Below are 17,406 nucleotides of genomic sequence, written 5' to 3'. Positions count from 1 at the left end.
CCCGACGCCGAGAACCTTGAAAGATCCAAGTGATGACTGCCACCATCCTCACTCTGTCCCGCTTACGTCAGGCGGCAACCCACCTCGTTTTAGGGGTGGCTTTGCTGTTTCCTGCGCTGCAGGCAAACGCAGGGGAGTTTACCCTGGACTGGGCAACCATCGACTGGCCCGCCGGACAAAAAGGGCCGTACCTGATACCGCTTTTCGATTCCAACGGCTTTCGCATTGATACGGTGATCGGAGCCACTGGCACGTTCGCTGCTGCGCCGACCTCACCGACGCCGGATGACCTTACGATCTTCGGGGGCGGTATCGAAGGCTTCACGATGATTGCCGATGCGGGGCCGCTAAATGGCTCGGTCGGCGAATCCACCGTTGTCAGCACAATGCGGTTTTTCAGTTCAGGCGTGCCCTTTGGCGTGAATGGACTGACCCATACGATTTCCGATATCGATTCCTCTGATAACAATCAGTTCGATGACCGCTGCGACTTTTTCACTATCACCGGCGACGCTGGCAATCCCGCACTGACAGCGGTTTCGGCAACACCAACCTTTATCATTGGTCCGGGGCCAGGTACCGGACTGACCGGGGCCATTGCCGCTAACCAGGCACAATGTAAATATATTGAGGGGCTGGGTGTGGCGCCGACCTCCGACAATGATATCACAGGAACACTGCGCGCCACCTACCCGAACAACACGACGCTGGCCACGATCTTCTATGACGAATCCATCGGCAACGTGCGCGGTTTCCGGTTTGACGAAAACCCCTTTTCGCGTGGTGCATCCACGTGGGAGGCAGTGTTTTTTACAGCCACACAGGCGATTTCACTGAGCGCCGCCCCCTCAATCACAACCGCTTTCCAGGGCGATACCGTCACCTATAGCTACGTCGTGTCAAACGACGGCGACTTGCCGTTCAACACCGGCCAGACCATCGTGATCGAAGACAGCCGCCTCGGGACGCTCAGCTGTCCTCCGATCACTTCGGATGTCGCCCCAGGCGAAACCTTCACCTGCACCGGTTCGACCACGGTTTCCGCCGACGACGCCGCCGCGGGCAGTATCAGCACCACCGCCACCGCGGGAATCGGATCATCGGGCCAGCTGTTTTCAGATCGTCTTCAATCCAACACCGATGCGACCCTTGTCACCATTTTGTCAACGGCCGCGCCGACGTTTCCGACCGGCCCCGGTCTGTCCTCCAGTGCGTGCGGAGTCACCAGCCCGACGGGTAACGCCTGGGCCGACATCGGCCTGCGCTGGGAAAACTCCGGCACCATGTCCGGATCCATTGACCGCTCTGACATCTTTGCATCTGTCGGGCCGCAGTCCGTGTCAGGTCTGACAGCTACGATCAACGACAACGACCTCAACATTGATCGCACTACCGTGCCCGGGGTCTTCAGCAACAGCGCCTACATCAGCTACAGCTTTACCACGCAGCCCTATGCGGGCATTGCCGAGATCTACGGTATCGGCATCGCGGGTTATTCGTCAACGGAGCCCTTTCACAACCAGACTTCGGGGACATATGATTACGCCATCCAGATCGACGACGATCCGGCCTTTGGCAGCCCTCAGCTTTTGATGGCCGATACTCGAATGCAAGACGGAACCATGCCCGGTGCCGCTAGTGTTTTCGTGTCGGATTTCGGCACCGCGATCTACAATTTCGCCCATTACGACGCGAGCGGATCCGTGGTGAAGCTTGATCCGGCGACTACCTACTATATGCGGATCTATCCCTATAACGACACTGCCTCCGGGATGGACAACGGGCAGCCCTATACCGATATTGTGCTTTGGGACGATTTCATGCTCAAGGCCGTCAGCTGTTCGCCGACGCAGATCGATGCGGCAGATGACGACTACAGCGCCACTCCGGTGACCGGCAATTCCGGCGGCGTGGCCGGCAACGCCTATGACAATGACACGCTAAACAGCGACGCCATCGACACGGCCCTGATCAACACGACGGTTCTGGCCTCGGCAACCCCGGCGTCGCCCGGCGATCCGGTGCCCTACCTAGAAACCACAGGCGCCGCCGAAGGCGACGTGGTCGTTCCGGCTTGGACACCGGCAGGCGTTTACACGATCACCTACGAGATTTGCGAAACGGCCAACCCGGCCAACTGCGACCCGGCGGAAATCACCGTCGCCGTGCAGGTGATCCCCGCCACGCCGCCGTTCGTCTGTACACCGCAGTCGGTCTTTGGCTCGCCCCGCACGCAGCTGGCGGGCGCCGGCTCTCCGAGCGCCATCAGCCCCTCGGATATCTATGTCTTTGACAACGTCACGGTGGATTCGTTCGGCAATGCCATCGACATCGTGATGCAGCTCGATACGGTATCCTCCGCGTCTGATATCCAGTTCGAGGATACGCTGAACACGATCACCGCGCGCATGACGCCCAACCAGAACCCGTACCTGACCTATCGCCTGTCGCTGGTGCAGGACGGAACGGCCACCGTCGCCAACCCCGAAGGCACACCTATCAATCAGGCCGGGATCAACGGTGTGATCGTGCAACAGACCGATATCGACAGCCGTGGCGGCAGCGACGATTCCTCGGATGTCGGAGGTTTTGTCAACGGCAGCCCGACGATCACGCATTTCAACACCATCGAACTGCCGGGCTTTCCGTCGCCGGGCACGGCAATTGCGCAGGACCCGGCGAAATTCGGATCCGCAGCGAACTGGATCGAAGAAATCAACGAAAGCGATTTCGACAACTACGTGACCTTCAATTTCGATACCTTTCAGCAAAACTTGTTCACCCTGGGCTATACCGGCAGCTCCGGCAACTCGGCAACACGTGGTGCCGGCATCCGGTTGTGCGCAATCGCCGAAGTCTCGCCCACTCTAACCGCCGAGGATGACGACTACTCTGCCACGCCGGTCGACACGGGGACGGGGGGGACACTGGGCAACGTGCTGGGCAACGATACCCTGTCTGGCGATCCGGTGAATTCCGCCGATGTCACCATCACCGAAATCACTCCGGCCGAGCCGCAGACGCCGGGCGACCCAGTGCCGTTTATCGAATTGGCTGGCGCGTCCGAAGGCGTGGTGACCGTCCCGCTCAACACCCCCATCGGCACTTACACGATCAGCTACGAACTCTGCGAAGATGCGCTTGTGGGCAACTGCGATCGCGCTCAGGTCACCGTCGTGGTCGAAGAGGTTCTTATGGGCTCCATAACCGGCACCGTTTATGAGGATGCCAACGGCTCCGTCATATTCGATCTCGGTGAACCGACACTGCCCGCCGGAATTACGATCTCCTTGTATTTGGACGCAGGTACGCCGCTCAATACGCTGGACGACATCTTAATCGGCACCACGTTTACCCTTGCGGATGGAACCTATGTCTTTGACTTGTTGCCAGTCGGTTCCTATCGGATCCAGATCGACACTGCCGCGCCGCAAATCCCGGCTGGCTACACTCTGACCACAGGCAGCCTGCTGGTGAACGTAGTGGTGACCGATGGCCAGACCACTACCAATCAGGATTTCGGTTTTGCGCCTCCCTTGGCGGACTTGTCGATCACGAAGGCGGCCCTGTCCACGGTGGATGGAACCCCGGTCACGACGCTTCAGGCCGGAACGGCGGTTGATTTCGTGATCACGCTGTCCAACAACGGCCCCGGGACACCGACAGGCGTTGTGGTGCAGGATCTGCTGCAGTCCGGCTTTGCCTATGTCTCGGACGACTCTGCGGCCAGTGGCACGACCTATAACTCCGACACTGGCCTGTGGACCGTGGGCACACTCAGCCCCGGGTCGTCTCAGGTCCTGACGGTCCGCGCGACCATGCTGGACACCGGAGTGCACACAAACACTGCTGAGGTCATCGCAAGTTCGCTGAATGACCCGGACAGTGATCCCACAGTCGGTGCGGCCACAGACGATCTTGGCGACGGTATCGCCGATGACGACGAAGCGACCGTGAACCTGACGCTGGCACCTTCAGGGCAGGTGCTGTCTGGCCGTGTCTTTCTGGACAATGGCGCCGGTGGTGCTAGTGCGCATGACGGCACTGTGTCGAGCACCGAAACAGGCACCAATCAGGCGCTGGTCGAAATCCTCGATGATACCGGCGCGGTGCTGGCCACACCAGAACCCAACGCATCCGGTTTCTGGAGCTATGCCTTGCCGCAGGGCTACACCGGGGCCGTGACCCTGCGTGTCACCGCAGACAACGGCCTGCTGAACGTGTCCGAAACCGCGCAGGCGCTGCCTGCGCTGGTCAATGCCGACGCCTCTGACGGGCAATTGACCTTTAACCCCGCTGCCGCGACCGACTATCCGGATCTTGACGTCGGCCTTATCCGTCAGGCGACCCTGAACGAGTCTCAGGAGGCCTCAATCGGTGCCGGTCAGGTCGTCACGCTGCGCCACGAATACCTTGCCGACAGCACCGGTACCGTCACCTTTGCGATCACCGATATCACGCAGACTCCGGCGGATGCCTTTGCCGGAACACTGTTTGCGGATCCCGACTGCGACGGTGTTCCGGATACATTGCTTGTCGGAGCGCAGTCGGTCAGTGCCGGAACACGGATTTGCCTAGTTGCGCGGGTGGTGGCCAACAGCGGTCTTGGTCAAAACGCGGTCTATGTTTTCGATCTGACCGCGCAAACCAGCTATAGCGACATCACCTTTGTGGAAACGGACACCAACACCGACCGGCTGATCAGCTCAGGCGGACTGGGCAATTTGGTGCTAACTAAGACCGTGCGCAACGAAACCCAGGCCACGCCCGAAGGGCAGTCAAATCAGGGTTCGGTTGGTGATGTTTTGGAATACCGTATCTACGTAATCAATCCCAGCCAGGCGTTGGCGACCGATGTGGTGATCCACGACCAGACCCCCGCCTATACAGAGCTGGCAGAACCGGTGCCAACACCTCTGCTTCTGGGACAGGGCCTGACCTGCACGCTGTCTGCGCCTGCCGTCAATGCGGCCGGCTATGCAGGGGCACTGCGTTGGGATTGCCTAGGCACTTTGGTGCCGGGCGAACAAGGGTCGGTCAGCTTTAAAGTGGCCATCGCGCCCTGACATTCCCGCATCCTGATCAACAGGCCCGGGGCGCACGATAGCATGCCTCGGGCCTGTTGCGGTATTCCGAAGGGAATGCACAATCTCTTCAAAGCGGCTTACGCTTGGGGGCTGGCGGAGACTACGTGACTGACAGCCGCCTGAACAACGCCCGTTTGCGATGGTCCTGCCCACGATAAAACACCGCGAGGAGCCTCAGAAACCGCGTCGTGTCATTTGCAGAAAAATAGAAAACTGTCCGCCTTTTATGACGCTGCGCCGTCTTTTGGCAATCTCGGGGCGAAGAGTTCCCTGATGCGGTACCTCAGGCAGCTAATAGCGGTCACAGCTACGCTGTGAAGCGCATCTATATGCCCTTCGGAAGAGCTTGATCACAGATTTCAGAACAAAAAAATAGCTATTTGCATATCAACAGAGACTAGCTATCCTTAGCGATAGTTGGAGAGAGGGATCCTATTTCCCCTCTCCTGCTCTCGATAGCTTCTGGAGGTGCTGCCGTTGCAAGTTGGCACCTCCGGTTCTATTCGGCCATACTCTCTTACTTGCCTGACGGCTTTCTGAGAATGATGACCAGGGCAATTATCGAAGACAAAGCGCCCAAAAGCGCAATGAGTTCTTTAAACTGACCAGACCAGATGAAATTCATCATTCCCTATTGTCGGCGATCTCTTTGAAAGAGCAAAGCGTGAAAACTTCAAAAACTACTTGTTCTACGTTCGTTCTTATCGTGATTCAACTTAAGAGCTACATGTGTTCTCTAAATGCATCACCATAAAGGCCGCTATGCGATGCCTTTCCCGTTTGAAATCTATGGTATCATATTTGCGTTTCGGTCGAAGCTCTGCCTTTCAAGATTAAGGCTGTCATGGTCCCAACTTTATCGAGCGTCAGGAAGGCCGCCTCGATCTCCAGCAGGCGGGGTTCGGCACGACCCGCGCCGATGTCGTCGAGTCCTCCGAAATTGCTGGCCGTTTCAAACAAGACATTAAAGATTGCTTTCAGATCCTGATCGGTCTGCGTAGCACGCTCAACCCGATACGCCATGCGCCGCGCTGCGCCTTGCGATCATCGCGCGGGTCCGCACCTTGCCCTCTTCGACTTTCACGAAATCACCGCAACAGCGTTCGGCAATCAAATCCTGCAACACAGTGACTTCGTCCGCACCTGAATTTGCGTGTGCGCGCATCAGTTCCAGCCCTTGTGGGCTCATCGCTCAGGTTCCATTATCGCCCTTGCGCAACCAGTTCGCAGGCGAAGTTCTCTTGCGGCTCGCTCAATGAGACCAAGGCTTTCATGCTCTTTCCTGTGCCTTCGGGTTGAGGTGCAGGGTATGTTGGCCAGTAGCACAAAACAAACCAGCCCCGCACAAGGGCGGGGCTGGCAGTGCTGATCTTCTCTGACACTTCAAGGGAAACCGGCGCCTGGGTCAAGGGGGGTACCCAGGCGCCACCCCGGGCTCAATTGTCGAACCAACGGTCCAGCTGATCCCAGAGATTGCTGTCCAATAACAGTCGCAGTCGGACATATAATCCATAGTCGAACAGGCTCGATCCCTGCGTAGGGCGATTGGTCAGGTGGTTGTAGCCAATGCTCAGCATCGCGCCTTCACCAATGACCGTGCCCAGTTCCACACCAATCGCATTGGTTGAATAACCGGCATCGTCCCAGATATGCGCGGCCTGCAGACCCAGTCGGAAACGGTCATCGGCGATGTCCCAGTCGACGCCGGCCTGTACCATCTGCACGAGGCTGGCTGATGTCATGTCCCCACCGAGGCGCACCGTCTCTTTCTGACCCGCGTATTTGCCCCGAATTTCCAGATCGGCAGTAGGTTCGTAATTCGCGGCGAACGACCACAGATGGGTGTCGCGCTTACTGCTCGCATCCTTTTCGAGCCGGCGTTCGTACCAGGCCAGAACCGCAAGGCGCGGATCATTGGCCGGACGGTAGGCCGCACCGATACGTGTGCGGTTGCGCACATGCGCCGAGCCGTCTCCGCGTCCGTCGACCGCATAGCGCGCCCGGCCAAGGAAGCTCAGATCAGGTGTGATCTGTCCGGCGATCCCGGCATTCGCATAAAACGTCTCTCCCTCTGGTTCGAAGGTCAGTTCGTTGTCCAACTCGCCAATCCAGCGCTCATCCTCGGAGGTCCAGTTCAGCCCAAAGGTGGCGCTGGTCAGCCGGTCGGTGTCCTGACCCAGCCCGTGGCTGTGCTCGAGGCCAAAGCTCAGTGCAAGACCTTCGCTCGCGTTCCAGGCAGCCCGGAAGCCCTGGATCAGCCGGGCATCGTCCAGACCTTCGCCATCGGCGATAATCTCGGTGCGGCCACTCAGGGTTTTGTTCATCGTATAGTTCAGGGCGAGGTGCAGATGCGTACCGCGCTGTCCGCGCCCGTGACCATCCAGCGCAATCTCTGCGCCCGCGTCCAGATGCAGTTCGGGTGAGAGCTGGTAGAGCAGTTTCATCCGCATATAGCCGTCTGCGCCGCCTGTTCCGGGTGTCACTATGTCCAGGCTGTATGTCAGCGGTTTGTCAGGATCCGGAATCCAGGTGGCCCCCAGCAAACCGAACAGCTGCGTGGCATTGCGGCCAGCTCGGAAGTCGTGCTCCAGACGCAGGCCCGACCGCAACAGGGTTTGAGCGTCGCGGCTCTTTTCAACTTCCACCTCGCCGCGCAGGATTTCGCTGTCGGAAATCCTGTCACGGATATATTCGGCGCGCGCGCTCAGGTTGCGATCTTTGTCAAGCTGGGTCTTGTATTCGACCGTCAGACGGTCGCGCCCGGGCTGTTCGGACGATCCGGTCGGCGCAAAATCCTCGTCGGTGTGCACCGCCTCGGCCGTCAGGGTTCCGCGACGGCCCTCGTGCACCAAGCGGACTCTGGCAGCCAGACCAACATCGCCGAATCCGTCTTCGGCACGTGCGATTTCGGCCTCGATGCGGGTGCGCTCGGCCACCTTGGTGCGCAGGAAGGCGGCAATAATGCGCTCGCGCTCCCGGGTCATCCGCTCGGCGTCAGCATGAACCAAGCGGACACCGATTTCGGTATCCCCGTTCAGGGCCCAAACCGCCTCGCCGCCATAAAGCCAGTAGCGCTCTGTGACGTCATTCTCCGTCTCAAAGGTGACCCGGATGCTGATCGGGTTTCCGTTGTCGTCAGCCTGTGGGACAGGTGAGGTGAAAATGATCGCCCCGCGGAAATAGTCCAGCAGGTAATCTGTCATGCGCTGCTGTGACAGAGTGGTCAGGATCTCTCCGGTGTCACGGTCACGCATCAGGATTTCCACCCGGTCGCTGCCTTCGCGGAAATTCTTCAGGGCAAGGTCATAGGGGCCGGATACTCCGCGTGCTGCGATCTCTGCGATCTTCTGCGATTGGCGCGTGCGGGCGGCAAAGACCGTGACGCGGGTGTTTTCATTCTCCCAGTGGCCCTTGAGACCGGTGGTCACGCGGGAATACCCACCCAGCTTGAAGGCATCCGATTCCGGTTCGATCGCAATATCGCCATAGAGGATATAGGATGCACCCTTTTCGATCTTCACATACAGGTTCGACGAAGACGCGGCGTCTGAGCCACGTTCGGAATCGTCGCCATAGACCGGATAGTATTCATCGGCGCGGATATCGCGGAACAGCCGGTCCTCCGTGTCTCGGTCAGAACTATAGCGCAGCGTCAGCAGACGGTCGCCCTTGATCCGACCCTTGAGGTACAGCTCTCCGCGCAGACCATGGGCGGTGTCCTCGAACGGGCTCAACTGGTCATGGTCTAGCAGGTCGTTGCTGTCATGCAGTGCGACAGCGCCTTCGATCACACCGACGAGAATGCGTTCGTCCAGATCGGGCATCCAGGTTATCAAGGCTTCGGCCTTGCCCATGGCGCTGATCGCGCTCAGGGTGTCAGGGCCGGAAATCTGCGGTGCCATCAGATCGAAGGTCGCTTCGCCATTGTCGATATAGACCTGCACGCCGGGCTGTTCGGGGCGAATGTCCGTCACTCCCCAGACCGCGTTGCGGGCTTTCAGTGTCATCATCGACGATGCCTCGACAGGCAGACCGGCGGCATCCAGAACACGTACCACCACGGGTACAGACGTGCCTGCACTGGCTGGAGCTTGCTTGGGCGCGATCATCTCGATCTTGACCGGGTCGCCAGGGGCGACGATCACAAGCTCGGCACGACCACGGGCAATGCCAAACGGATCGGTGCCCGATACTTCCAATACGTTGCGGCCGGGCTTGAGCGGCAATGCCACATATTCAAGCGCCTGCACATTGCCCTTTTCCCAGACGCTCCGTTCACCGATGCGGCTGCCGGCCACGGGCTCACCGTTTAGGGAAAGCACGATGTTCAGGTCAGCCGGCCCCTTGACCCGCAAGGTCAGGGAACGTCGGCGTACCTGCATTTCCTGTGCCAGTCCGACAAAACCAACCTCGGGAGTCAGTGTCTTGACCATCTCTTCCAGAAGTTCCGGGTCTGTTTCCTCGGTCTGGTCGATGTCGGCATCGACCAGGTCTGCCGGACGCAAGTGGCTGGTCGTGGCAATACCTGCTTCGCTACGCGCACTGCGCGGCTCTGGGCGAGCAGCCTCCATCGGCAGATCGCTCAACCGGTCGCTGCCGTTTTTGTCGCGAGCTCCAAAGATCGCACGACGTTTTGCAATCTCGGCCTTCGCTTCGGGTGTACAACCGTCAAGCGCGAAACGCTCGGCCTTCAACTCCCCGGCCTTTAGATCGACCAGACGCGAACCGCCGCGACGCAGATCGGTTGCGCGCGTCGCCATCGGGACGGTGCCCTTGGGCAGCGTCCGCGCGTCCAGCTCAAACGCATGGGGCACCGGGCGCAGACCGAACAAGGAGTATTTCCCATCGATATCCGTAACGACAGTCAGACCTTCCTGGGTCACGATGCGCACACCGGGTACCCCGAGTTCCTCGGGTACGTCTTCGTCATCCCAGCCCCGGATGCCATCCTTGTCGCAATCCAGGAAAACCTGTCCGATCACGGTTGCTTCGCGGCTGAACACTCCACCGCGGTTATCCAGCACCACCTCGGCGCGCGCGATGGGTGACGTAATTGTAGCCCCGGTTCCGGCTTGAGCGCCGGTCAGTACGGCGGTGTTTATGTGCATACCGGGGCGCGCTGATGCGGAAAACCGCATGGCATAGCGCAGCAGTACGGTTTCGCGCGGAGCAACCCGACCCAGGTCGAACTGCAGGCTGCCATCCGCCAACATCAGCGGGTCCGCAAGCCGCGTGCCGTCCAGACGGGCCGATCCTGCGACAAAGACGGCGCCGCGCGGCGGTGTGTCCAGAAACTGCGCATCTACCAGTGCCTGATCCATGTTGTTTAGGCCGTTCAGGGAATAGACCACAACCTGCCCGGTGCCGATGCGGGTGCGGTCCACCGATTTGCGCAGGCCGATCGCGGCGTCATAGACCGGATCCAGCGGTACATCTGTGATCATCAACGCGCCCCCCGGGTGAGAGAACGCCGTTCCATAGGCAGCATCGGGCTCGATCACACGACTGAACCCGGAAAAACCCATGCGTTCCGAGGGAAATGCCAGACCATAGGGCGTCAGAATATCATAGCGGTAGCTGCCGACGGGCACATCGCCAAAGCTGAAATAGCCGCGCGCATCGGTGCTCGTACGCGCAATCTCTGCACCTGTGGCGTCGTACAGAACGACCACAGCATCAGGCACCACCACGTTGGTCACGCTGTTAAAGACGAAATTGCCGGGATTTACAGGCAGATCATCCGCCAGATCCTGTCCTGAACAATCGGCAAAGGCACTCAGGCTATCGCCGGGCGCAGTGGCAATCACACCGTCTCCGTCTTGCGGGATCAGCATATCCGCCAGCGGCAGTGGTCCGGTGAAGAAGACGCCGGTGTTCGGGCCTGTTTCCGTCGCAACAATGGTCTCCACATCGCCACTCCAGGCGCTGTTGACCCGGATCATCACACTGTCGATCGCATCGGTCAGGTTACAGGCACCGCCGATCACGATCAGGCTGGTGTCGCCACCGATGCTGCCATAGGGGGTCTCGAACTCCAGTATCGCCGAGGCGTCAGATGTAATCTCGGTCACGGTCTCGTTGGTGAAGACTTCGTCATAATCCCAACCGCCGGGATGATAGACCAACCCGGTGTTGCGAACAGTGACAGCACCCAGATCCCGGGCCACCATAACCGTGAACATCAGGTCGTTGGAATGTCCGATCTGGTAGTCACCGGGCCAGAACCACGCCAACGCATCTACCGTGGACAGATCCTGCGGTGCGGTACTGGTGTAGTTCTGCGCATCCCGCCCCGCGACATGATAAAGCGGTGTAAACCCGCCCGACGCCCCGACGCGCTGCAGAACCGTGTTCAGCGGAATGGTGTCGCGCACCAGAATGCCGCGAACCGCTTCGCCATCAATGACAATCAGGTCCGCACCTATGCGGGTGTATCCCGGGATGTGCTCTTCGGAGTCGTTTTTCAGATCAAGGGTAAAGGTCAACTCGACGCCGTTTTCGACTGCGCGCTGAACTACGGATTTGTGGATCTCGAACGCGCCTTCGACGATGCGAACGCGGCCTTCGCCGATGCCGGTCACCGCGACGTCGGTGTTTTCAATGGTGTCGGTAGGCGTCGCAATCGAGGCTTCGTCGATCCTGACCCAAGTGGTGGCCAAAGAGCCCAGTAGTGCGGTCGGCGCCACGTGAAAGCCATAGATGATCTGCATTGACGCGCCTGCGGGAATGTTCATCACGTCGCCCGGCTGCAGCAATATGTCAGCATCATTGACAACCCCGTTGGCGTTGACATCCAAGACCAGAGATTGCTCCAACAACATCCCGTTTTCCGCATCCGGATCCAGCGCAAGGCCGCCATTGACCGCGACGTTGCCGATATTGCGCACTGTGAAATGGTGCTGGTCGAATGATCCGCGTGTCATGGCAAGGTCTGAGAACCCGACGATCTCCAGCGCCGCAACACCAGAGACGACCGCCTCGACAGTGTTGGACTGGACGGTCTCGAGCAAACCGAGTTCGTTGTGAAAATAGGTTGTGATCGCTTGGTTCACGATCCGGGTTCCGGCGGATGCAGGCTGTGCCTGAGCGGCTCCATTAGACATCAGCAATAGTGCAAGAATGGCAAGGCAGCGCAGGGCAGTGCGGGTCTTGCTCAGAATTTCGATAACAGAGGAGAACATTTGGCAACAAGCTCCAGAACTGGGGCAGGGGTGATTTCGCGCGGGGAACGCTAAGGGAGACAGCGGGGGCAGGGCTGGTTCAGATTGGGCTCCCGGTGGGTACCGGAAGCCCTTTTTTCGGGGTAACAGGGTCAGCTCGGTAAAGGCCTTACTGGTCGACCCGCACAGTGAACTCGAGCGATGCTGTCGAGCCCGGAGCCAGGCCGCCGTGGGCGCTGCTGATCAGCGGCACGGCCGATACATCGACGGTCGATGCCACCGGAGATACGGCCGCAGAGCAGGAACCGCCGCAGGTCTCGTAGGCAGTGTAGGCCGGCACGATGTCCTTGATCGCGACGTCGGAAACCGCTTGAGTACCAGTATTGGAGGCTTCGATGCGGTAGCGGATACACTGACCTGGCTCGACAGCCTGAGGGTTCTTGCTGAACGTGCCGACCGTGCCGTCACATGCAGGGTCGATCGCCTGGGTCTTGACAAGAACCACATCACCCGAGACCACGATGATCTGATCTTCAACCGCGTTGTCGGTCAGATCTTGGTCGGTCTTTGTGCCGCCGTTCAGGCTGGTCGCGACGGTGATGGTGCCCGCCTCGGTCATGCCCGGAACTTCGCTGGTCTGAACGCGGTAGATCAGGTTCACCGTCTCACCAACTGCAATCCCACCGGGAATGTCGTTGATGTTGTCGATGATCGGATCGGTGGCATCCAGTTCACCATTGCCGTTCGCATCGTAGTAGATCGCACCAGAGAACTCGGTCAGGCCTGCCTCGGTGATCGCGCCTTCGGTGATCGCGACGTTACCATCGTTGGTCAGCGTGTGGAGGATGTCCACAACACCGCCCGGTGCGGCTTGCGCGGTCTGGTCGGCAGTGATCGACAGGTCGATGATCTCGTTCACGGTGACCGCGTCGATAATCGAGTCGCCCTGGCCGCTGATCGGCGAGGTCAGAACCACTTCGAACGGGGTTGTCGCGGGGGCCGCGTCATCCGCCGGAGTGATCACTACGGTGATCGTTTCGGTCGCACCGGCCGGGATCGTACCGGTATTGGTCACGATCGTGCCGTCCGCAAGCTGGAATTCAACCGTCCAGCCTTCGGGCAGCGGGTTCGCCAGTTCCAGATTGTAGTTGTCCGAGGTCGGACCTAGGTTTTCAATGGTCATCGGGAACGAAACGGGCTCGCCCGGATCGGTCGCCGTTGTCACCCAGGGGCTGCCGACATTGTCTGGGTTCGCGCCATCACCTTCGGAACCAGCAACGGCGTTTTCGAGATCAACGGCTGCGCCAAGAACGGCACCGTTGAATTCGGCAGTCGACGTGTTTACCTGACCGCTTTCCGAGGACGTGGCGGACACAGTTGCGGTGTAGTTGGTGGCGCCAGCGGCAGTCGGAGTCGCATCTGACGGCAACGTTGCGATCACAAACACCTTGGTGCCCTTGCCTGCCGCCAGCGGGATTTCCCCGACGATCGGCGTGGCACCATCTGCGCCCACGATGCGGAACGTAGTGCCAACCGGGAAATCACCGTTGGCGACGTTCAGCGTGTAGGCGTCCGACTGGTTGGAATCGTTGCCAATCACGAATTCAAAGGCAATTTTGCCGCCCTGCGACACGTCTGTCGATTCCAGCACCACGTCATTGGCACCGTCATCATCTGTCGAAGACCGCAGAACTGTCGCATCCGACTGGGTAAAGCTGTCGTCGATCACATGAGCGAACTGCTCGTCAATGACAATCGATGCCACGTTGGACGGCGGCAGGGTGCCGGTCGAGTCTGACTGCTGTGCGACGTTCTCGATGATGCCGGCAACGGCGTCGGGACCGATCACTACATCAAAGGTCACGGCACCGGTACGGCCCGGATTGACGCTGGAAATCTGGAAGCCGATCTGGTTCGACACAATGTCCGCCTGCCAGGCAAGCGTTTCGCCCACGCCGTTGGTGGCATCGATGCCTGCGCCGTTGGTTTCATCGAGACCACCTGCAACCGTGACGTCCGTCCACTGTGCGGTCGCCGCCACATAGGGCAGGTCCAGGTCCAGTGTGTCCGAAACGGAATAGCCGGTGGACGGGGCCAGACCGGTGTTGGTGTAGGTCAGTGTCACGCTGACAGTGTCGCCTGCGTCGACGATATTGGGATCGCCCGCGCTCTTGTCAACAACCATCGACTTGACCAGTTCCATGATCGCGCCGGACGATACCGTCATCGTGTCGGTATTGATCTCAGCAATGGTACCGTCCAGCTGGCTGGTCGCGGTCACAGTGATCGCCTCCGAGTCACCACCCGCAGCCGTCGACGGAGCCGTTGCAACGATGACGATGCCAAAACGTTCGCCAGGAGCGAGGGTCGGTGTCGCGGTGATCGGCGTTGCGTTGTCGGCGACACCATCCATGTCGGCGTCGGCGTAAATCACAACGCTGTTGAAGTCGAAATCGCCTGCGCCCTCGATGGCAGTCAGGTCATAGGTGTCCGGACCGTTACCATCGTTGGTGATGATATGCGGCAGGAATGCCTTGCCGCCGGGTGCGATTTCTTCGGTATTATCAGATGTCAGGGTCAGACCGGCAACTTGCTGGACGACAGTTTCTACTTTGTTTGAAGTGACGGTGATCGTGTCGCCGGCCGCGTTGGTGTAGGTCGCGGTTGCTTGGTTGCCGATTACAGAACCGGCTTCCGGCGCTTCGGCCATCGCCGATGCACCAATGAGCGAGGCCATTGCGATCGCGCTGGTCGTCACCCAAAAAGAGTGTTGATGTTTCACGAGGGTATCCATTTCAGTTGGGTTTGGGGATCATCCGGCCCGGGATGAGGGGGTCTGCACCTGGGCCCGGTGCTTAGTTGACGACAACGCGGTAGGAGTTGAGAGCCGCCTCACCGCTCGAAAGAGCAGCGTCGAGATTCCAACGCACGGCCTCGATGGCCTCCGCTGGAAGGGGTTCGCGCCGTTTCGCGCCTGTGGCGTCGATCACGGTGCGGAACGCGGGAAGGGCAGACCATTCGAGACCGGGAATTTCCGGTTCCATCTCGGCCTGCACCTCGAAATTCGCGGGCAGCGAAGAAGTCTCGTTACCGGGGACGTAAGTGACACCGGTGGGCACTGGCACAGCAACGGCCAGCCCAAGCAGGTCAGCGTCCATGCCATTGTGGTGTGTGATTGCGTATTCGATCATGTCGCCCGGGCGTACGGTGTCGCGCTCGACAAGAGTTTCAGTTCCGTCTTCGGTCATCTCCACGACCTTAAAGGACATCTCGCTGGACAGTCCTTCAGCTTGCGCCTGGACGGTCAACGCAAAGAGCGAAACAGCCGAGACCATAGAGATAATCGGCATCATATTTATGCGTGTCATTACAGTTCCTTTCGCGGCTGCGCAGTGGTGGCAGCACAGTTCAAACCGCGACGTTGTCCGTGGTGATGGGGCACCGCCGCTCCATTTGAATGGCAGGTCGGGGCGGTTTCGGACACTTGTGTAGAAGAATAGTCGGGCGCCTAAATGGGCCGATTTTAGGCAGTCGCATATCCGGACATATCCTTCCGAGTATATGCCTTCCTCCGACTGGTTGGATAATCACAGTCAAACGAGAGGCACTCAAAAAGAATGCGCGCAAAAAAAATTGCCTCCGAAGAGGCAATTCTTTGAGAGAGCGGGAGGGAAGTTGTCGAGAGATATCTTATGGTAATTAGTACAAGAGAAATACGAGTAGAACCTGAAACAGTATGGCTGCTAAAATTCGCACCACCAAAGAACCTAGCTGCAATCCCCAGACCGGAGCAATTTGCCAAAGTGCGTTTTCACGACGGGCTTTTGTCTTTTGCGCTGCGCGCTCCATTTCCGCCTGACATTTCCATTTGGTAAAAGCCGATTGGGCCAGCACATCGATATCGTCAAACCGTCTGACTTTGCGCGGTCGCACTGTCTGGAAATTCGTGCGCACAGGGTAATCCGACATCCGCACGATGGAGTGGCGGAACGCATGGGCGTTATTTTGCATGGCCTGTCCTATCAAACTTTATTCTAAGTTGCCGAGGCTTGCACGAATGACTTGCAGACGATCCTGTGAAAGACGTGTGAGACGCTGCGGCGGATTCTGGTAAAGCTTCGCCTAGATAATGATCCGGTTTCTGCGGGCAGTAAGAGCAAGTGAGGACATTGTGGTTTCTTTCTGTTTTTCTGTTGTTCTCACAGTATCCCGCACCACCAAGCCAAACCACGTTCGGAAAGTCTAAGCGGATGTTCAATCGGATAGTGCGATTAGCTAGATGGCTTGCAGCCAGGTTTATCCATTACACCCGCGTCTAAAAGGATGCTCATGTCATCCGATCAGTAATTCGGATCGCCTGTCGAACCTGCAGACGACTGAGTCGCAGCGCATATCGATTCGCCAAGCTGGAAAGGTCTGTTGCACAAATCCAGCGGGGATTCATCCTGTGACTCCAGTGATGTAGCTGGCCCGCATCAGCAAGCCGACATCGCCTACCGACAGGACCTCGAACTGGACGGCCTGCAATGAGGCGCTGAAGCGCTGACGATCCACTGACCGGCAGTGCATTGCGCAGCATTTTCATGAGAGGTTGGTTTGATCCCGGGATGGGCTGGGAGGCCGCGCCGAGGTGCAAGCGTGGCTGCCATCAGACCTACAGCGGTGAGGAGGATCAGGAGACTCGCCAGTGGCGCGTTTCAGACCTGAATGGTCGGAGCCGTGGGCTGTTCGGTTTGGCCGTGCGGCAAACCACCGGCTTTGTCCAAAGCCTCTGGCGGCTGGACGGTCTTGACTGGTCCGTACCCGACTCCAGCACCCTGTCTCGCCGCCAGAAGACCCTCGCCGTGAACATCCCACATCGCCGTCCTGAACAGTTACATCACCCTTGGCATCCTTGTCACAAAAGCCTTGGGATTAATCCGCTTGGGGGAAGGGGAGCCACGTCCGTCTGCTGATTTGTGCAACAAAGCCATGCCGACTTAAAAGGCTGCTTGATCCAGATTTCAGCGCTGGATAAGCAAACCCTGCAGCGCGCCATCGAGGCGTTTGATGCGGTGATTAACAAGGGGTAACCCGTGACTTACCCTTTCTGGATTTGCAGGTCGTTGTCGACGTAATCCATGGGGTACTATATCGCTTCGAGTCGTTTTAATGGCCAA

General features: G+C 58.9%; 7 protein-coding genes and 1 pseudogene. 2 read left to right on the top strand and 6 right to left on the bottom strand.

The features are described 5' to 3' along the window. Positions 1-32 precede the first annotated feature (32 nt). Complete coding sequence (locus K3757_RS11030; RefSeq protein ID WP_259995554.1) at positions 33-5,066, top strand: hypothetical protein; 5,034 nt, start codon at positions 33-35, stop codon at positions 5,064-5,066. An 816-nt stretch (positions 5,067-5,882) separates the two neighbouring features. Here the strand turns inward: K3757_RS11030 and K3757_RS11025 are convergent. The 6 genes from K3757_RS11025 to K3757_RS11000 all read right to left on the bottom strand — a co-directional run bounded on the left by K3757_RS11025 (position 5,883) and on the right by K3757_RS11000 (position 16,258). Beyond that, positions 5,883-6,110: a hypothetical protein gene (locus K3757_RS11025; protein WP_259995553.1), complete on the bottom strand. Its 228-nt coding sequence runs from the start codon at positions 6,108-6,110 to the stop codon at positions 5,883-5,885. Further along, on the bottom strand, positions 6,094-6,276 hold the full coding sequence (locus K3757_RS11020) for a hypothetical protein (RefSeq protein ID WP_259995552.1): 183 nt from the start codon (positions 6,274-6,276) through the stop codon (positions 6,094-6,096). Before K3757_RS11020 ends, K3757_RS11025 begins: the two co-directional genes overlap by 17 nt. 247 nt (positions 6,277-6,523) lie before the next feature. Beyond that, positions 6,524-12,268, bottom strand: coding sequence for a hypothetical protein (locus K3757_RS11015; protein WP_259995551.1), 5,745 nt, complete (start codon positions 12,266-12,268; stop codon positions 6,524-6,526). 148 nt (positions 12,269-12,416) lie between these two features. Then, on the bottom strand, positions 12,417-15,029 hold the full coding sequence (locus K3757_RS11010) for an NEW3 domain-containing protein (protein ID WP_259995550.1): 2,613 nt from the start codon (positions 15,027-15,029) through the stop codon (positions 12,417-12,419). Between the two features lie 73 nt (positions 15,030-15,102). Further along, a complete protein-coding gene (locus K3757_RS11005; protein WP_259995549.1) occupies positions 15,103-15,615 on the bottom strand; it encodes a hypothetical protein in 513 nt (170 codons plus the stop codon). A gap of 331 nt (positions 15,616-15,946) precedes the next feature. Beyond that, the gene (locus K3757_RS11000; RefSeq protein ID WP_259995547.1) at positions 15,947-16,258 is read right to left on the bottom strand and encodes a hypothetical protein; all 312 of its coding nucleotides are present in this window, start codon (positions 16,256-16,258) and stop codon (positions 15,947-15,949) included. Between the two features lie 463 nt (positions 16,259-16,721). Here K3757_RS11000 and K3757_RS10995 point away from each other — a divergent pair. Continuing rightward, positions 16,722-17,175 (top strand): annotated as a pseudogene (locus K3757_RS10995) (transposase); the annotation flags it as partial. Positions 17,176-17,406 lie beyond the last annotated feature (231 nt).

The sequence above is a fragment of the Sulfitobacter sp. S223 genome (assembly GCF_025143825.1).
Taxonomy (GTDB): domain Bacteria; phylum Pseudomonadota; class Alphaproteobacteria; order Rhodobacterales; family Rhodobacteraceae; genus Sulfitobacter.
The sequence above is the reverse complement of the archived record's forward strand: the minus strand, read 5'-3'. Positions and strand labels throughout refer to the sequence as shown.